The sequence below is a fragment of the Kitasatospora sp. NPDC048194 genome (assembly GCF_043202455.1).
GTDB lineage: Bacteria > Actinomycetota > Actinomycetes > Streptomycetales > Streptomycetaceae > Kitasatospora.
Map to the genome: position 1 here is coordinate 35,113 of NZ_JBIDAK010000004.1, position 16,944 is coordinate 52,056.

Consider the following 16,944-nt stretch of genomic DNA (forward strand, 5'->3'; position numbering starts at 1 on the left):
TGGGGAGGACGGCCGGTGACGCAGCGTCGGTTCCGGCGGCCCGCTCCCCGGCGATCGGGCTGGTCAGCCCGATCGGACCCCCGGTCTTCCGGCTGTCGGGGGCTGCCGTCACACTGGCGCGGGCACGACCGCGCACACCGATCGGGGGCAGCATGACGAGCAGCAGGAACAGGAAGCCGAAGAGACCGCTCGCCGCCGGGGCCTCCCGGCCGGCGAAGCCCGTCCGCAAGCGGGCGCGCAAGGACGCCCCGCTGCCGCCGCGCACCGTGCGCCGGACGGCGGTGCTGGTCGGGGTGCTCGCACCGGTGCTGATCATCGGGCTGCTCGCGCTCGCCACCAACCCGGACTACCAGGTCGGCTGCACGGTCCTCGCGGTCCTGGTGCTGATGGCGGCCGTGGTGGGGCTGATGCTGGTCCGCAGCACCGGGTGGGTGGTCTGGCCGGCCGTCCTGCTGGGCGTGCTGCTGCTGGTGATCCCCACGCCCGCCATCCGCGCTCAGCTGCTCTCCCACCGCGGGGTGGAGACCCAGGTGGTCATCACCGCGGCCCACAGCGCCAAGGACAAGACGGGCAAGGTCAGTTGGACCTGCACCGTCCGCCGGGAGGACGACCGGCCGCTGCCCCACGGCACGATCGAGGGCATCGGTTGTTCGGGCGGCTCCGTCGGCACCACCGCGACCGTCGTGGTCGACCCGGACGGTTGGGCCCCGCCCGCCACCCTGGAGAAGGACCTCTCCTTCCGCAGCAGTGGTGTCTACGTCGCCGGCGCGGTTGCCGTCCTGTGGGCCGCGCTCACCTTCGGCGCCGCCCACCGCTCCCTGCGGGGGCGCGGCGGCCGCAAGGGCGGCACGTAGCAGCCGGACCGGCGGTCCGAACCGCTCGATGACGGACGGCTGCGTCGCCGACCGGGCCGGGCGCAGCCGTCCGTCAGGTCCCGGTCAGGCCGTCGAGCAGGGCGAGGGCGTCCTCGACCGAGCCCGCCGGGTCGGTGACGGGGTAGAGCACGCCGCGGACGGTGCGGGAGTCGTCGAGGACCAGGGTGAGCCGCTTGAGGCGGTCCACACCGGCGGCGCGGAAGGTGGGCAGCCGGAGGGTGGCGGCGAGTTCCAGCCCGGCGTCCGAGAGCAGCGGGAACGGGATCCGCGCGTGCTCGGCGAAGGCGGCCAGCTGGTCCGGCCGCTGGGTGCTGACGCCGTAGACGGCGGCGTCGCGGGCTGCGAACTCTCCCATCCGGTCCCGGTAGGTGCAGGACTCCAGCGTGCAGCCGGCCGCTCCGGGAATCCCGCTCCAGCCCGGCGGGTAGTCCGCACCGCCCGGCGCGTAGGCGCCCGGATAGCAGTACAGCACCGTCCAGGCGCGGTCCGCGGCCACCGGGTCGGCCGGCCCGCCGGAGGCGGCGGTGAGCTCCATTGCGGGCAGTCGGCGGCCGGTCAGTGCCATGACCCGGCGGGTCTCGGCGGAGTCGGCGGCGCTGGTGCCGGAGAGCGAGCCGTCGCCCAGGACATAGCGTCCGCCCCAGTCCTGGAGGGCGACCAGCACCGGCAGCAGTCCGCGTCCGGCTCCGGTCAGGTGGTACTCGTAGCGCGGCGGGTGCGGGTGGTAGAGCCGCTTCTCCAGCACGCCGTCGGCGACGAGGGCCTTGAGCCGCTCGGTGAGCACCTTGCGGCTGATGCCGAGTGCGTTCTGCAGCGCGTCGAACTGGTGGGTGCCGCCGGCCACGTCCCTGATCAGGAGCAGGGTCCAGGTGTCCCCGACCACGCTCAGGGCCTGGGAGATCGCGCAGTCGGGGTCAGCCGCTTCGGTGTGGCGCATGATCAGTGATTATAGTGAGTTCCCAAACGGAACTCACTCGGTCCCGGACCGGGTGGCGACAAGGGGGTGGACGTGACGGCGGAACCGGTGGAGACGGTGGACGGCGCGGGCGTGCAGGCGCCGGCGGAAACGGTCGACGCGGTGCGGCCCGACGGGCGCCGGAACGGCGGGGCGGGGGCGTTCTGGCGCTACTGGACCGCCTCGACGGTCAGCCGGCTCGGGGACCAGGTGACGGCGGTGGCGCTGCCCCTGATCGCGGTGGTCACCCTGCACGCGACGGCGCTGCAGGTCGGCTTGATCACGGGCGCGGCCTACGTGGCCTGGCTGCTGGTCGGGCTGCCCGCCGGGGTGCTGGTCCGCCGGCTGCCACTGCGCGGCACCCAGGTCGCGATGGACCTGCTCCGCGGCGTCGCCGTGGCCTCGGTACCGCTGGCGGCGGCCCTCGGCGTGCTCGGGCTGCCGCAGCTCGTCGCGGTGGCACTGGTCGTCGGGTTCGCGAGCGTCGTCTTCGACGTGGGCAACTCCACCTTCCTGCCCACCGTCGTCCCGAAGGAGCAGCTGACCGCCCGCAACAGCCTGCTCTCCGGCAGCGTGGCGGCGACCGACCTGGCCGGCCCCTCGCTGGGCGGCGTGCTGGTCCAGCTGGTCGGCGGCGCGGCGTCGATGCTGCTGGACTCGGTCAGCTACCTGGCCTCGGCGGCGCTGCTGGGCAGTCTGCCGCGCACCGGGCAACCGGCCGCCGAACGGACGGACGGCGCCGGCATGCGGGAACAGATCCGGGAGGGCTGGCGGTTCGTCATCCGGCATCCGGTGATCAAGCCCTGCGTCGCCGACGCCACCGCGGTGAACTTCGTCTGCGGCGCCCTGATGACGCTCACCCCGGTGTTCCTGGTCCGCACCCTGGACGCGCCGGCCGCCGCCGTCGGCGCCCTGATGGCCACCGGAGGCCTCGGCAGCCTGCTCGGCGCCGCCGCCACACCCCGACTGGTGGCCCGGATCGGCACCGGTCGCGCGGTGTGGTGGGGCGCGGTGGTCGCCACCGCCTTCGCCCTGCTGCTTCCGCTGGCAGGGTCAGGCTGGGGGACGCTGGTCTTCGCCCTCGGCAACGCCGGGTTCTCCGCCGGCGTCGTGGTGACCAGCATCGTGACCCGCACCCACCGGCAGACCAGGACGCCGCCGGAGCTGCTGTCCCGGGTGATGGCCACCGTCCGTTTCGTCTCCTGGGGCGCGATCCCGGTCGGCGCCCTCGCCGCCGGCGCCGCGGCGGCGGCCTGGGGGCCGCGTACGGCGCTGCTGCTGTTCGCGGTGAGCAGCGTGGCCAGCCCCGCCGTCCTGCTGGCGAGCCCGATCCGGCGGATGCGCGACCTGGCCTGAGCCCGGCCGGCCCGGCCCCGCTCCTCCGTCGACCGGGCCGGGCGCCGAGCCGCCCGGAGGATCCGCGGGTACTTGGAAGGGCTGGACAGTGAATTCGCATTGACGCAGCCGAGTAATACAAGATTACTTTGTTCACCCACATTTTTCCCCGCCGGAAAAGCTTCACCGGATGATTCCGTGGGCATACCGTCTTCGACGGGGGCCGGGCCCGACGGCCCCATCCGAATACGTGGGGAGCACATGAAGAGAACGTTTCGAAAAATGTGCAGAACAATCGGATTCGCGGGAGCCGCTCTGCTGCTCTCCATGACGACGTCGGCCTCCGCGCACGCCGACACCGTGCGGCGCTTCGAGGGGTCCCACTGCAACGGCTGGTTCTTCCCTGCCTGCCTCAGCACCCAGGCCCGCCACGGCGAGGTCCGGTTCGGGAACGGCAGCTACGAGGTCACGGCGGACGTCGAACTGCTCTACACGCAGGACGCCACCTACGGCTACCTCGAGCACTGGTCCCGTGAATACGGTGGTGGCCGAAGCGAAATCAGGCGCACCTCCTACATCCGCCCGGGAGAGGACGACCCCTCCGACGGGAAGTTCCGCCGGGTGTACGGGCTGGTATTCGGCACGGGCTATTTCAGCCCCACCCACGGAAAGAGCGTCGTGATCAGGTTCTGCGTCGCCGGCAATGCCGTCGGGGGCCAGTGCGGCGGGGAGATCGAGATCTTCGAGAACCCCCAGTAGCCCCGCGGCACGGAACGCGCGGCGTACCGGGTCCTCTCCGGAGGTGCTCCGCAGGCGGGGGCTTGCGGAGCACCTCCGGAGAGCCCCCTGGGCAGGATTCCCCCTACAAACCGCTCGGCCAGTTGTAGCTGCTCGGCACGGCCACGGAGGCGTTCTCCGCCGCCGTGCCGTACACCAGGGCGATCTCGTCGTGGGCGTGCAGCGTGATCGCCGCCGGATCGCCGGCCACCGGTTTGCCGTTCACGTACGCGGTCAGCGAGTGGGTGGCGTCGGTGCGCAGGCCGCCGAGGTGGTCGGCGGAGGCGGAGACCTGCCATTCGGTCAGGAACTGGCCCAGCGTGAAGTCGGCGTTCACCGGCGATTCGACGTGGATGACGCCGGTGGTGTCGTGGGTGTGCAGTGGACTGATCCGCTGGGCGTTCTCGTCGATGCCGATCAGCGCGGGCACCGTCACGGCCTGTCCGTCGGCGTACACGTCGAGGTGCGCGTGGATGTGCAGGGCCGTGCCCTCGGCGCCGAGCATCGGCAGACCGGCCGCCTTGACGGCCGCCGCGACGTCGGCGGGCGCGTCCCAGGGCGGCGGGGTGGTCCGGCCCTCGGCGGTCGTGCGCGGGTGCGCCGGCACCCCGGAGGGCGGGGACGAGCTCTGGTTCGTCGCGATCACGACGGCGATCCCGCCGACCGCCACGAGTACGAGCAGGCCGATCAGCCCGCCTACCAGCCATCGCCGTCGCCGCTGGTGGCGGACCTCGGCCGCCCGGAGCGCGGCGGCGCGAGCCCTCCGTCGGGACGGCTCCGGGTTCTGCGCTGACATCGGTGCCGGCCTCCTCGGTCGAGGTAGCTGCTCTCTCAGCCTCGCAGAGTCGGTCCGGCTCGTCGCGTCGGGCCCGGCCCGGCCTGGAACCAGGCGGCCCCGACTCCCGGGCGGGAGTCGGGGCCGGAGCGCACTCGGCTCGGGTCAGTGCTGACCCGGGTAGCCTCCCGGCTGGCCCGGGTAGGGCACGTTCGGGACCTGCGGCGGGTAGGGCTGCGCCTGCGGCGGCACCGGGGCGCCCGGCTGCGGCGGGTACGGCTGCCCCTGGGGAGCCGGGTAGCCCTGCGGCGCCGGGTAGCCCTGGGGTGCCGGGTACGGGTTGGCCGGCGGCTGCGGGTGCGGCTGGTGCTGCGGGTGCGGCTGGCCCTGCGGCGGGTACGGTGCCTGCGGCGCCGCGTACCCCTGCTGCTGCGGCACCATCGGCTGCCCCGGCACCGGCTGGCCGGCCATCGGGTACGGCTGGCCCTGCGGCGTGTCGAACGGCTGCGAGGACGGGTCGATCGACCCGGGCGGGAAGGCCGCGCTCAGCTGGTCCATCTCGGCCCGCCAGATGCGGTGGATGTTCAGGCGCATCGGCTTGGCGTCACCCGGCATCTGGAGGTACATCGAGCTCCAGATGCTGGCGCGCTTGACCCGGCTGACCGGGAAGGCGGTGCGCGGGAACGCCGCGACGACGTCGCCGGGGCGGTTCGTCCAGCGGCTGGCCGCGTTGACCACCACGTGGGTGTTGGTGAGCGTCAGGAAGTAGTAGCGGCGGGTCAGGATGATGATCAGGCCGAGCAGCGGGATCTCGCCGAAGACCCCGTTGAGCCACGGGCTGGGGCCGCTCTCCGCATGCACGCAGGCGATGAAGGTCTCCCCAGGAGGCGCCACCTGCGAGAGCTTCTCTATGACCTGGGCCTTCTGCTTGGCCCGGAGAATTGCCATGTGTTCGTCCCTCTTACCCCGTCTTGTCCGCCGACCGTTCGCGGCGGGAAATCGGCTGAGATTAGCAGGTGGTGATGAGGCTTCGAACAGCACCCTGGGCGGCCGAGGTTCCGCCCCGAGCGGTCGCCCCCGCCCAGGTCACCGACCCGCCGCCGCCCGGACTGCGGCCTCCTCCTGCCCGGGTCACGACCACGGCAGAATCCGTTAAAAGGAGGGTCAAAAAATGGCGTGTCATCTTGTTGATAATGTGATCACCTATGTATGCGCTGTGGCCCATTGCGCCGCAGGGGAGGGATCGGCCTGACCCGATCGATCAGGCCCTGTCACACAGGAGAAGCACCATCAACACCGTCATCCGCAAGGCCGCCAACGGCGCGCTGCCCGTAGCGGTCACCGCTTCCGTCCTCGCCGCGGGTCTGACCGCCTGCGGCACCGCCGAGCAGCTCTCGGCCGCCCAGAAGGTCACCAAGGCCTTCGACAAGGTGGGTGACGGCAAGTCGGCCGGCTTCACGCTCTCCGTGGAAGCCACCCCCGAGCAGGTCATCGCCTTCACCAAGGCCACTGGAGAGGCGGCCGACGAGACGAGCGCCCGCGCCCTGTCCGGGCTGTCCCTCTCCGTCGCCGTCGCGGCCGACAAGCCGCTCAAGGAGGTCGACGCCTTCAAGACCCCGAAGGCGGACGAGAAGAAGGACCTCACGCTCGACAAGTCGGTGCGGGTCTCCTACGTCCTCGCCGACCGCAAGGGCACTCCGCTCCTCGAGTACCGCCAGCTCGACGCCAAGGCGTACCTGCACGCCGACGTGAAGAGCGTCCTGAAGCTGACCGGCCAGGACCCGTCCGAGGTCGACACCGTCGCCCAGGACCTGCCCCCGGAGCTGAGCAGCGCCAAGGCCGTGCTGAACGGCAAGTGGGTCTCGTTCGACCTCCAGGAGCTGGCGGACGAGGCCAAGAAGACCGACGGCGGCAAGGGCGACAAGCCCGCCGCCGTGCCCTCGGTCGACCCGGAGGCCGGCAACCAGCTCCTCAACTCCCTGAAGGACGTGTTCAACCGGACCGTCACCTTCGAGGACAAGGGCAAGAAGGACGGCACCGAGCACATCTGGATGAGTGCCCCCGCACGCACCGCGGTGGACGAGCTGTACAAGGCGATCAAGCCCCTGGCCGGCAAGTTCCCGCAGCAGTTCAAGAACCTCCCGACCGAGGCCCCGAAGGACGTGCCGGACACCAAGGTCGGCGTGGACCTCTTCCTCAAGGACGGCGCGTTCTCCTCGGCCACCTTCGACCTGGCGCAGCTGGACCGCAAGGCCGGCCCCGGCGTCAACCTCCCCGTGAAGCTCGCCTTCAACCAGGCCGCGCCGAACGTCCAGGCCCCGGCCGACGCGGTGAAGATGACCGGCGAGGACCTGATGAAGACCTTCCTCACCCTCGCCGCCGGCGGCGCCGAGGACGGTACCGGACCGGACGACGTCCCGCCCGCCACCGAGGCCGCGCCGCTGACCGATGCCCAGCTCAAGGAGCTGGCCGGCCTCGGCGTGCCGGAGGCGCAGGCCCGTGCCTTCAACAAGCTCGGCATGAGCTTCGAGGACATCAAGTCCATCGCCCAGGAGAAGTGATCCTCCGATGTCGTTGACCGCCCGGCCGCGGCCGCCCGCAGGGCCGCGGCCGGACCGGTCGGCAGGTCAGTCCGACTTCTCCTGACGCCCCGTCATTCCTCGGCTCCCACGAGGAACGTGCAGCTCCACACGGCCGCGGCGGAGATGGTTGCGGTGGCCGTCGGCGAACTCCAGCCGGAGGCTGCGGTCGGCCGGGGCGGCCACCACGACGGCGCTCTCGACCGTGCCATAGGAGGAGTCGCGGTAGACCCACACCTGGTCCCCGACGTGGAACTCCGGCGTCTCGGAGACGATCACCGCACTCACCTTCCCTCGTGCCTCACCGATCAGTACGGTGCCCGGGCACCGGTCGACTCAGTGCCGGCCGAGGTCGCCGCGCGCGGGCCGCTTCCCGGGGGTGCCCAGCCCCGGGAAGCGGCCTGCGAAGCGCCGCGTCAGGCGTGGGCGGCGGCGCACTCCGGGTGGCCCCAGCTGCCGCCCACCTTGGTGATCTTGTCACCCTTGGCGTACGGGCGGCTGCACGGGCAGGTGCCGGGGAACCGGGCGTTCAGGGTGCGCGAGCCGCTGCGCCTCACGCTGCCGCCGGGACCGCCGGCGCTCCCGGTGCCGCCGGTGCCGCTCGTCCCACCGCTGCCGGTCGTGGTGGCGGCCCGCGGGCTGCGCGCCCGGGGCGCCCTGGCGGCCGGGGCCGGGTCGGGCACCGGCAGGTCGGCTGCGGTCCCGGCGGCGGCCTGCTGGGTGCGGGCGGCGTCACTGGCGGCCTTGTCGGCGATGGCGTTCAGCGGGTCGCCGTCCACCTGGTGGGCGGGGACGTACACGAAGACGACGTCCCTGCCCTCCAGGAGCTCGTCGATCCGCTGGATCAGCTCGCGGTTGGCGACCGGCTTGCCCGCGGCCGTCTTCCAGCCGTTGCGCTTCCAGCCCTTGAGCCACTTGGTCACCGAGTCACGGGTGTAGGTGCTGTCGAGCCTGACCTCCAGCGGCACGGCGGGATCGGTGGCGGAGAGCAGCTGCTGAAGTGCCGTCAGCTCACCGATGTTGTTGGTGCTGTGCCCGAGCGGCCCGGCCTCCCAGCGCTGGGGCCTCCCGGCGCCGTCCGCGACCACGTAGGCCCAGGCCGCCGGGCCCGGGTTGCCCTTCGCCGCTCCGTCACACGCTGCAATGACTCGTTCCACCATGCCCCGATCATGCCTGGTCAGGCGGCCGGTCGCCAAAGCCGCAGCCCGGGTCAGTACCAGCTGGTGAACGCGGCCACGCCCCGGCCGGTGCGAGCGGCGTACCGCAGCACGCGCAGCGGGCCGTCGAGCAGGGCATCGGCGTCGTGGTCGGGGGCGTCACCGAGGCCGGTCATCCAGGCGTGGATCCGTTCGATCGCGTCCCGGCGCCGGGCACCGGTCATGGTCAGGGCCGCCTCGGCCGCGGGAAGGCAGGCGCGCAGCCCGGCGGAGTCGAGCAGGACGTCACCGAACCAGCCCGGCAGTCGCAGCGTCGCTTCCGGCCCCAGCGCGTAGGCCAGGGCCCAGAACGGGTTGGCCTTGCGGGCGGCTGCCGCGAACAGCCCCTCCTCGTCCTCGGGTGGGAACCGCTCCATCACGGCGTCGCGCAGGTCTTCGACCGGTTCGGCCCCGTCGCGGCAGCCGTCGAAGAACGCGCAGAGCCACCGGGCGTCCTCCGTGGCGGTCCACTCCCCGTGGCCGTCCGTCGACCTGGCGAACAGGGACTCCCCCGCCCGTCCCCGCCACCAGTCCAGCTCCGCCGCACAGCCGGCCGGCGCCGACGGCGGCGGGAACGGCGACGCCGCCGCCCGATCCGCCGTCGAGGGCCGCAGGCCACGCAGCTCCTCGTCGGACACCGTGCCGACGACCCACACGCCCGTGGCGCTCAACTCCGCCTCCCCTTGCCGGTCCGGCCCCCATCCTGCCCGCCCCCTCCGACAGCCGCCCCCGCCCGGACGGCGCGAACGCCGCGGGGCCTCACCGCAGCCGGGTCCCCGCCCGAGGGATCGCCGGCGCCTGCCCGGCGTACACCGGGAGCACCGCCGTGCCGGCCCTGGCCTCCAGGGCCCCCGGACTCGACGGGCGCCCACGGGCCGACGGTCCCCGGCCTCAGGAGCCCGCGGCGGCGTCAGGAGCCCGCGGCGGCGTCCTGGTCCTCGGCGAGCGGGAAGTCCGGCCAGGTGTCCATCAGCCTCGCCGAACCGGTCGACATGTAGAGGCCCGGGCCGCCTTGCGCGCCGCAGCCGTAGCCTTCGTGGACGACGCCGATCTGGTAGAGGACCTCACGGCCGGGCACGGTGCGCAGCAGCGGGCCGCCGCTGTCGCCCTGGCAGGCGTCGCGGCCCTCGCGGCCGGCGCAGACCATGGTCGCCGGGTCGAACCCGCCCGCGATCGAGCACTCCTCGTGGGCGAGGAGCGGCACCTCCACCCGGTGCAGCCGGTCGGGCTTGTGGAAGAGCACGTCATCGGTCAAGCCCCAGCCGAGGACCGTGGCCGCCTGGCCGGGGCGCAGCCCCGCGTCGGTGCCCCTGGTGGGCAGCCGCACCGGTGTGATGCCGTACACCGCCTCCTCCAGTTGCACGGCCGCCACGTCGTAGTCGCCCCTCTCCGGGTCGTACAGGGGGTGGATCCTGACGTCCTCCACGTGCCGGAACTGGCCCTTTCCGGTGTCGGACAGCTGGGTACGGCCGACGACGACGTCGAACCCCTCGTGCTCCCAGCCCCAGACGCAGTGAGCGGCGGTCAGCACCCAGTCGGGGGCGATCAGGCTGCCGCCGCAGAACTGGTTCCGGTAGTCGTTGGCGGCGGGGTTCTGGAGGAGCAGCGCGGCCGTGAACGGGTAGGCGTCGTCCGCGACTTCGCTGCCGCCGATGATCCGGGCGCGCGGTGCGGTCTCCGCCGCGCGCCGGGCGGGAGGCGGGTCGGTGGTGCCGGCTCCCAGGAGGGCGGCGACCACGGCCGCGGTGAGGCCGATCGTCATGGCGTGGCGCAGGCGGCCACGGGCGGCGCGGAAGAGCATGGGGATTCCCTGTCGCAGGCGCGGGTCGACGGCCGGGACCGTCATCGGAGGGCGGCCACGGGCGGCGTCCGGGAGGTGCGCGGAGCCACTGGACCGTGGACGAACAGTATCGCCTCGGTCACTCTCCGACACCACGGCGACTTCCGCGGGTCGCCGACCGGACTCGTCGGGCCGGCGCCGGCGGCCGTGCGGCCCCGACCGGCCCGGCGGTCCGCACCGCCATGCGGACCGAACCGGCCGCGGATCCGCCGTAATCGGGTTGCGGGCACGGCGGAGTAGCGGGAATCCTCCACGGATGGAGCTGGCAGAGCAGGAGATCCCGCTGGGCGAGGTGACGCTGCGCCGTTTCCGCGGCGAGGCGGACCTCCCCGAGTACTTCCGGGTCATCGAGGAGTCACTGGAGCACCTGCGGCCGTTCATGCCGTGGGTCGCGGAGCACAGCCTGGCCAGCACGACCGCCTTCCTGGCCGAGCGGCCAGGGCTGTGGGAGAGCGGCCGGGACTTCAGCTACGCGATCCTGCTGGACGGCGCGATCGTCGGCGCCTGCGGTTTGTTCCGGCGTTCGGACACCGCGGAGAACGGTCGGGAGATCGGCTACTGGCTGCACCCCGGCGCCACCGGCCGCGGGATCGCCACCCGGGCCGCACGGGCACTGGCCGAGCAGGCCTTCCTCCTGCCGGGTGTGGACTTCATCGAGATCGTGCACGACCCGGCCAATCTGCCGAGCGCCGCCGTTCCGGCCCGGCTCGGCTTCTCCGAGCACCTGCGCCGTCCCGCCGAGGCGCTCGCCCCGGCCGAGACCGGCGAGGAACTGGTCTGGCGGTTGGAGCGCGCCCGATGGGCTGCGCTGACCACCTGAGCCTCTGACAGCCCGAGGCCCCAACAGCCTGGCGGCTCGACGGGCTGACGAACCGAGCCGACGGGCGGTGGACCGTCGCACGGGCCCGGCGGTCCACCGCCGTGGGGTGCGTGCGGACCGCCGGGCGGCGCCGCCGGACGGGACGATCCGGTCGGCCGCCGTGGGAACGGACGCGGCCGGAGACCTCGTCTCCGCACGGAGCGCCCCATCTCGAACCCCGCGTGCCGGCCGCGGTCCCTCTGCCGCGGCGTCGCGCGCCCGTTCCCGTGCCCAGGAGACCGTCCGGCACCCCGGGCGATAACACTTTCTTCCGCCGCCTTCCGACCGATCGATCGGCAGCCCCCGGTGATCCGGGACGCCCACGAAGCGCCGGGCGCGGCAACCGGGTGAGCGGGCGAGGCCGCAGTCTCCGAACGGCGGATCGGCGGGTTCGGCCGACGGCGAGCGGGTCCGCCGACACCAGGTCAGAAAGCTTGTACAGGAACTTCCGCTTCCTCATACTTCCGGACAGCGCCTGTCAGGGGCAGATCATCCTCCGTGCTTCGGGACAGCACCGGCAGGTGTCCGCCCGTCTCCTGACCGCGCCTCACGGCCCCCGACCCCCGGGGCCTCCCACTCCCAGGAGGAGATCGGTGAGGACTTTGCGCAGGACCCCCAGCACCGGCACCACGCGCCGCACCCGCCTGCTCGCCGTGGCCCTCGGCCTGCTGACCGCCACCGCGGTCGCAGTGCCGGGCGCCGCGGCCGCGCCCGTCGACACCACCACCCCCGTCCACACGACCACCCCCGCGGACACCACCACCCCCCTGAACACCGCCGCCCCCGAACAGCTCGCGGCCGTCAGCGACGCCGTCATGAACGCCGCGGTGGACGGAACGGCCTGGTACGTCGACCAGGCGGCCGGCCGCGTCGTGGTGACCGCCGACAGCACCGTGTCCCCCGAAGGACTCGCCAGGATCATGCGCGCCGCCGGCCCGGCGGCCGCCACCCTGACCATCCACCGGGTCGCCGGGGCGTTCACCCCGCTGCTCGCCGCGGGCGACGCCATCTACGGCGGCCAGTACCGCTGTTCGCTCGGCTTCAACGTGGTGAGCGGCAGCACCCACTACTTCCTGACCGCCGGGCACTGCGGGAACGTCGCCAGCAGCTGGTACACCGACCGCGCCCACAGCACGCCGATCGGCCCCACCGTCAGCTCCACCTTCCCCGGCCACGACTACGCGCTGGTCCGGTACGACAACCTCGCGCTGAGCAACCCCGGCGGCTTCACCTCCGCCCCGAACGCCTACGTCGGCGAGCACGTCACGCGCACCGGCTCGACCAGCGGCACCCACACCGGCACCGTCACCGCGCTCAACGTCACCGTGCGCTACTCCGGCGGCGGCACCGTCACCGGCCTGATCCAGACCAACGTCTGCGCCGAGCCCGGCGACTCGGGCGGCCCGCTGTACGAGGGCTCCAAGGCGCTCGGCCTGACCTCGGGCGGCAGCGGCGACTGCACCGTCGGCGGGACGACCTTCTTCCAGCCGGTCAACGCGGCGCTCGCCAACTACCACGTGAACGTGTACTGATCCGCGAGCCCGAGCCGTCCGGCCCGCCGCACGGTGCGGCAGCCGAGACGGCTCGGGCTCCGGCCTGCCGGGCCCGCTTCCCGTCAGCCCGCGTACACGTCCTCGACGTAGCGGCCGGACTCGACCAGCCCCTGCAGCCAGTCCTGGGCCCGCTGCTCGTCCGCCCCCGGCGTGCGCTCCCGGTACAGCGTCCGGAAGGTCTCCCGCACGCCCGGCGCCATCCGGGCGCCGTCACCGCACACGTACACCCGCGCGCCGGCTTCCAGGAGTCCCCAGACCTCCGCCGCCTCGACGGCGATGCGGTCCTGGACGAAGCGCCGCCCCTGCACCGGCCGCTCGCTGAACGCCGGCCGCATCGAGACCGCACCGGCCCGTTCGGCCGCCTCCAGTTCGGCCCGGTGCAGGTAGTCCGCCTCCGGGTCGTCGCAGCCGAAGTACAGCAGCGCCGGGGCCAGCTCCGCCCCTCCCCCGGCGAGCGCGCACCGGTCCGCGACCGCGCCGCGGAAGGGGGCCAGGCCGGTGCCGGCCGCGATCATGATCACCGGGGTGTCGTGGCCGATCCGGAACACCTCCCGGCACGGCTGCACCCGCGCCCGTACGGTGTCGCCGACGGCCAGCCGGGCGAGGTAGCCGGAGCCGGTCCCGCGGAAGGTCCCCCGTCCGGACCGGGCCGGGGCGCTGAGCACCGAGACCATCAGGTCGACCCGGCCGGCGTCGGCGGCGGGCGAGGAGGAGATCGAGTAGTGCCGCGGCCGCATCGGCGGCAGCAGGTCCAGCAGGACCGGCCAGCTCAACCGCCCGCGCAGCGCCGGGTGGTCCTCGATCAGGTCGAGCAGCGTCCGCGGGTCGTCCGCCGGCAGCGCCCGCAGCGCGGCCTGCTCGGGCGGGCAGGGGTTGAGTCCGGCCAGCACGGTGCGCTGCGCGGCGCTCGGGCGGTCCTGCAACTCCACGTGGTGGGTCAGCAGTTCGCGGACCGTCAGCGGACGGTCCAGGGCCAGGCCGGAGCGCCGGTGGGCCACCACGGAGAGCACGGTGCCGAGGTCGACGCCGAACAGGTCGGCGGCCCGCCGGACCAGGTCGGGGTCGTTGGCCGGGAGCACGGTGAGGTGGTCGGCGGTCCGGTACTCCACGCCCTCCGGCAGCGCCAGCCGGACCAGCCGCTTCACCCGGTGGTACGCCGGGTCGGTCAGGTTCTCGACGGCGGTGACGGTCAGCTCGACCATGCCGTGCCGGGCGGCCAGCGCGTCCAGCGGGCCGCCGACCAGCTCGGTGACGGTGTACCCGGCCTCCTCCTGGCGGGGGGCGGCCGGGGCGTCGGCGTCCCCGTAGCGCTCCAGCAGGGCGGTGCCCAGGGCCTCGGTGAACTCCCCGACCGTGCCGGACAGGTCGCCGGAGGCGTCCGCCTCCGCGCGGGCGAGCAGCCGGGTCCCGCCGAGGACCGCGAGCCGGTCGTCGATGAGGGCGGGGACGCGCTGGTAGGTGGCGGCGTAGGTCCGGTCGCCGATGCCGAGCACCGCGTACTCGACCCCGACCGCGCTCCCGTCCTCCTGCAGCCGGCGGACGAAGGCGGCGGCGTCGTCGGTCGGCTGCCCGTTGTACGAGGCGGCGGTGATCACCACCGGCCGGTCGGTGGGCAGCCCGTCCGCGTAGGCGTCCAGCGGGGCGATCTCGGTGGCGCAGCCGAGTTCGGCGGCCGCCTCCGCGAGGTGGCGGGAGAACTCGCGGCAGGCACCGTAGTTGGAGCCGTGCAGGAGCAGCAGGCCGGTGCCCTGTCGGACCCGGCCGGGCAGTTCGGAGCGTTCGGCGGCGCCGGCCGCGCCGCGGACGGGCTGCGCCGTCGGGGCGGGGGTGCGCGGGGCGAGGGCGAGGGTGAAGCCGTCGGGCTTGATGGTGAGGGTCTGCTTGAGGGCCAGCCGGTAGTCGGCGTGGTCGATCAGCCGGTAGCGGTGGACCAGCATGGCCAGCAGCATGGTGGCCTCGTGCAGTGCGAACTGCCGTCCGATGCACGCGCGTTCGCCGGTCCCGAAGGGCTTGAAGGCGTGCGGCGAGCGGGCCGCCTCGCGCTCCGGGTCGAACCGGGACGGGTCGAACAGCTCCGGGTTGTCGCCCCAGGCCGGGTCGCGGTGGAGCATCGGCGTGACCACAAAGACGGGCTGGCCCGGCCGGACCGGGATCCGCCCGCCGAGCAGCGTCTCCTCGCGCGCCTCCCGGCTGAACGCGGGAGCGGTCGGCCACAGCCGCAGCGCCTCGTTGAGCACCTGGCGGGTGCGGCGCAGTCGCCCGACGTCCTCGTACGTGGGCTCCGGGTCGGGCCGGTCGCCCCAGAGCGCGTCCACCTCCCGCTGGACGCGCCGGAGTTCGGAGGGGTGCTTGGACAGGTAGTACAGCGCGAAGGACAGCGCGCCCGAGGTGGTCTCGTGACCGGCGATCAGGAAGGTGATCACCTGGTTGCGGATGTTCTCGATGTCGAGCCGGGTGCCGTCCACGGGGTGCACCGCGTCCAGCATCAGGCCGAGCAGGTCCTCGGCCGGCCCCTGTCCGCCGCCGGCGGCCCGGGCGGTGATGACCTCGTCCACCACCCCGGCCAGGTAGTCGGCGTCGGCCCGGAACGCGGCGTCGCGCTCGCTGTGGTCGAGCTCCGGGTCGCGGGTGAGCCTGGTCATCGCCCATTCCAGGCAGCGCACCATCGCCTCGACGAAGGGGTGCAGGTCGTCCCGCTCGAAGGAGCCGAAGTCGAAGCCGAACCCGGCGAGCCCGATGGTGTCCAGGGTCATCCGGGTCATGGAGTCGGGCACGTCCACCGTCAGCCCGGCGGCCGCGCGGCGGTCCCAGGAGTCGATCAGCCGGCGGGCCACCCGCAGCATCACCGGGTGGTAGGTGCGCATCGAGCCGAGCGCGAAGGCGGGCATCAGGATGTCGTGCGCCCGGGCCCAGTTGGGCTCTTCGTTGTAGGCGGTGAACAGGCCGTCCCCGGTGAACTCGCGGACGTTCTCCAGCGCCGGGCCGACGGCCTTGCGGAACCGCTCCTCGTCGGCCAGTTCCTCCACCAGGTCCAGGCTGCCGACGACCAGGGTGTCGCGCCCGTGCAGCCGCTGGACGTAGGCCGGTCCGTGCTCTCTGACCAGTTCCATGGTCCGCAGCACGGGCGCGGAGACCGGCGGGAGTGCGGAGATGTCCACCAGGGGCACGGTCCCGGCCGGCGCCGGCGGCACGGTCGGTGGAGCCGGCACGGCCTCGGTCATGGTGTCGGTCATCGCTTGGTCCCTCCCTGGGAAAGTTCTCGACTCCTCCACTCTGCGCCCCCGGGAGGTGCGCACGGCAGCGATCACTACATGATTGTGTAGTGCCTGCGGCATCCGGAGACTTGCCCACGACCCGTCAGATCTGATGCGGGCGGGTGCCGCGGGAGGAGTGCGGAGCATGCGACCGACCGACGGCTGCGGTCCGGTGGCCGGCACCCGGCTCGACGCCGCGGTGATCTGGCGCAACCGGGCGCTGCGCCTGCTGGACCACGTGCCGCTGCCGATAGCCGTGGTGGAGTTCGGCGGCCGGATCCTGATCGTCAACCGCGCGATGGCGGCCGAGTTCGGCGTCCTGCCGGGGCAGTTGCGCGACCGCCGGATCCTGGAGTACTTCAGCCTGCGGGACAGCACCACCTTGCAGGCGCTCGCCGACGCCGTCCGCCTGCACCGCCGCTCGCAGTACCCGGCCCGGGTGTCCTGGACGCCCGTGGACGGCGGCGAGCGCCACGGCGAGATGACCGTCGACCTGGTCGCCGACACCCCGGAGCAGACCCCGAACCTGCTGCTGTCGCTGCGCGCCCTGGACGAGCCGCCCGCCCGGCCCGCGGCGGAGACGGCCGGCCCGGGCGCCGGCGCCAGCCCGATCGAGGCCCGCATCCTCGCCGCGGCGGCCCGGGGCGCGACCACCGCCCGGATCGCCAAGGAGATCGGGCTCACCGCGGACGGCGTCAACTACCACCTCGCCCGGCTCGCCCGCCGCTGGCAGCTGCCCAACCGCACCGCCCTGGTCGCTCGCGCCTACGCCCTCGGTGTCCTCGTGCCCGGCGCCTGGCCACCGGAGGTGGCCGGGCCGGGGTGACCGGGCGACGCTCCCGCCGATGCCGCGTCGGGGGGCGCGGGGCGTTCCGCCCGTCACCCCGGAGAACCGCCCCGGCAGCCCGCAGCGCCACCCGGCAGCCCAGCGCCACCCGGCAGCCCA

15 protein-coding genes are annotated in these 16,944 nt (G+C 73.6%); 7 read left to right on the top strand and 8 right to left on the bottom strand.

The window, feature by feature from the left end; genetic code table 11:
* The first annotated feature begins 152 nt into the window (after window positions 1-152).
* Window positions 153-854 (top strand): hypothetical protein, encoded by a 702-nt coding sequence (locus tag ACGF07_RS07100; RefSeq protein ID WP_392896137.1) that lies wholly within the window; start codon window positions 153-155, stop codon window positions 852-854.
* A gap of 73 nt (window positions 855-927) precedes the next feature.
* On the opposite strand, the gene ACGF07_RS07105 is transcribed toward ACGF07_RS07100, so the two are convergent.
* Entirely contained in the window at window positions 928-1,812 is an 885-nt protein-coding gene (locus ACGF07_RS07105) for a winged helix-turn-helix transcriptional regulator (RefSeq protein WP_392896138.1), read from the bottom strand.
* Between the two features lie 72 nt (window positions 1,813-1,884).
* Here ACGF07_RS07105 and ACGF07_RS07110 point away from each other — a divergent pair, with 72 nt between their 5' ends.
* Complete coding sequence (locus tag ACGF07_RS07110) at window positions 1,885-3,186, top strand: MFS transporter (protein ID WP_392896140.1); 1,302 nt, start codon at window positions 1,885-1,887, stop codon at window positions 3,184-3,186.
* A 306-nt stretch (window positions 3,187-3,492) separates the two neighbouring features.
* Window positions 3,493-3,924 carry a hypothetical protein gene (locus ACGF07_RS07115; protein WP_392896142.1) on the top strand — a complete coding sequence of 144 codons (432 nt, stop codon included), beginning with the start codon at window positions 3,493-3,495 and terminating at the stop codon, window positions 3,922-3,924.
* 103 nt (window positions 3,925-4,027) lie between these two features.
* Here the strand turns inward: ACGF07_RS07115 and ACGF07_RS07120 are convergent, their stop codons facing one another.
* A complete protein-coding gene (locus ACGF07_RS07120; protein WP_350735503.1) occupies window positions 4,028-4,738 on the bottom strand; it encodes a hypothetical protein in 711 nt (236 codons plus the stop codon).
* A 144-nt stretch (window positions 4,739-4,882) separates the two neighbouring features.
* Window positions 4,883-5,665, bottom strand: a complete 783-nt coding sequence (locus tag ACGF07_RS07125) for a hypothetical protein (RefSeq protein ID WP_392896144.1) — start codon at window positions 5,663-5,665, stop codon at window positions 4,883-4,885.
* Between the two features lie 257 nt (window positions 5,666-5,922).
* Between ACGF07_RS07125 and ACGF07_RS07130 the strand changes: the two genes are divergently transcribed.
* Window positions 5,923-7,278 (top strand): hypothetical protein, encoded by a 1,356-nt coding sequence (locus tag ACGF07_RS07130; protein WP_392896146.1) that lies wholly within the window; start codon window positions 5,923-5,925, stop codon window positions 7,276-7,278.
* A gap of 66 nt (window positions 7,279-7,344) precedes the next feature.
* Here the strand turns inward: ACGF07_RS07130 and ACGF07_RS07135 are convergent, their stop codons facing one another.
* From ACGF07_RS07135 to ACGF07_RS07150, 4 genes are all read right to left on the bottom strand, one after another.
* Complete coding sequence (locus tag ACGF07_RS07135) at window positions 7,345-7,575, bottom strand: hypothetical protein (RefSeq protein ID WP_392896148.1); 231 nt, start codon at window positions 7,573-7,575, stop codon at window positions 7,345-7,347.
* 137 nt (window positions 7,576-7,712) lie between these two features.
* Window positions 7,713-8,456 (bottom strand): ribonuclease H, encoded by a 744-nt coding sequence (locus ACGF07_RS07140; protein WP_392896149.1) that lies wholly within the window; start codon window positions 8,454-8,456, stop codon window positions 7,713-7,715.
* A 50-nt stretch (window positions 8,457-8,506) separates the two neighbouring features.
* Complete coding sequence (locus ACGF07_RS07145; protein ID WP_392896151.1) at window positions 8,507-9,163, bottom strand: hypothetical protein; 657 nt, start codon at window positions 9,161-9,163, stop codon at window positions 8,507-8,509.
* 239 nt (window positions 9,164-9,402) lie between these two features.
* Window positions 9,403-10,293 (bottom strand): S1 family peptidase, encoded by an 891-nt coding sequence (locus ACGF07_RS07150; RefSeq protein ID WP_392896153.1) that lies wholly within the window; start codon window positions 10,291-10,293, stop codon window positions 9,403-9,405.
* A 295-nt stretch (window positions 10,294-10,588) separates the two neighbouring features.
* On the opposite strand from ACGF07_RS07150, the gene ACGF07_RS07155 reads away from it, so the two are divergent.
* Complete coding sequence (locus tag ACGF07_RS07155; RefSeq protein ID WP_392896154.1) at window positions 10,589-11,152, top strand: GNAT family N-acetyltransferase; 564 nt, start codon at window positions 10,589-10,591, stop codon at window positions 11,150-11,152.
* A gap of 632 nt (window positions 11,153-11,784) precedes the next feature.
* Window positions 11,785-12,723, top strand: a complete 939-nt coding sequence (locus tag ACGF07_RS07160) for a S1 family peptidase (RefSeq protein ID WP_350735525.1) — start codon at window positions 11,785-11,787, stop codon at window positions 12,721-12,723.
* 83 nt (window positions 12,724-12,806) lie between these two features.
* On the opposite strand, the gene ACGF07_RS07165 is transcribed toward ACGF07_RS07160, so the two are convergent.
* Window positions 12,807-15,977 carry a bifunctional cytochrome P450/NADPH--P450 reductase gene (locus tag ACGF07_RS07165; protein WP_392896156.1) on the bottom strand — a complete coding sequence of 1,057 codons (3,171 nt, stop codon included), beginning with the start codon at window positions 15,975-15,977 and terminating at the stop codon, window positions 12,807-12,809.
* Window positions 15,978-16,143: 166 nt separating this feature from the next.
* Here ACGF07_RS07165 and ACGF07_RS07170 point away from each other — a divergent pair, with 166 nt between their 5' ends.
* The gene (locus tag ACGF07_RS07170) at window positions 16,144-16,824 is read left to right on the top strand and encodes a PAS domain-containing protein (RefSeq protein ID WP_392896158.1); all 681 of its coding nucleotides are present in this window, start codon (window positions 16,144-16,146) and stop codon (window positions 16,822-16,824) included.
* Window positions 16,825-16,944 lie beyond the last annotated feature (120 nt).

Excerpts from the sequence above, each read along its gene's own strand:
- ACGF07_RS07100 (WP_392896137.1), top strand. The coding sequence starts at position 153 with ATGACGAGCAGCAGGAACAGGAAGCCGAAGAGACCGCTCGCCGCCGGG.
- ACGF07_RS07105 (WP_392896138.1), bottom strand. The coding sequence starts at position 1,812 with ATGCGCCACACCGAAGCGGCTGACCCCGACTGCGCGATCTCCCAGGCC.
- ACGF07_RS07115 (WP_392896142.1), top strand. The coding sequence starts at position 3,493 with ATGACGACGTCGGCCTCCGCGCACGCCGACACCGTGCGGCGCTTCGAG.
- ACGF07_RS07120 (WP_350735503.1), bottom strand. The coding sequence starts at position 4,738 with ATGTCAGCGCAGAACCCGGAGCCGTCCCGACGGAGGGCTCGCGCCGCC.
- ACGF07_RS07125 (WP_392896144.1), bottom strand. The coding sequence starts at position 5,665 with ATGGCAATTCTCCGGGCCAAGCAGAAGGCCCAGGTCATAGAGAAGCTC.
- ACGF07_RS07130 (WP_392896146.1), top strand. The coding sequence starts at position 5,923 with ATGTATGCGCTGTGGCCCATTGCGCCGCAGGGGAGGGATCGGCCTGAC.
- ACGF07_RS07140 (WP_392896149.1), bottom strand. The coding sequence starts at position 8,456 with ATGGTGGAACGAGTCATTGCAGCGTGTGACGGAGCGGCGAAGGGCAAC.
- ACGF07_RS07150 (WP_392896153.1), bottom strand. The coding sequence starts at position 10,293 with ATGCTCTTCCGCGCCGCCCGTGGCCGCCTGCGCCACGCCATGACGATC.
- ACGF07_RS07155 (WP_392896154.1), top strand. The coding sequence starts at position 10,589 with ATGGAGCTGGCAGAGCAGGAGATCCCGCTGGGCGAGGTGACGCTGCGC.
- ACGF07_RS07165 (WP_392896156.1), bottom strand. The coding sequence starts at position 15,977 with ATGACCGACACCATGACCGAGGCCGTGCCGGCTCCACCGACCGTGCCG.
- ACGF07_RS07170 (WP_392896158.1), top strand. The coding sequence starts at position 16,144 with ATGCGACCGACCGACGGCTGCGGTCCGGTGGCCGGCACCCGGCTCGAC.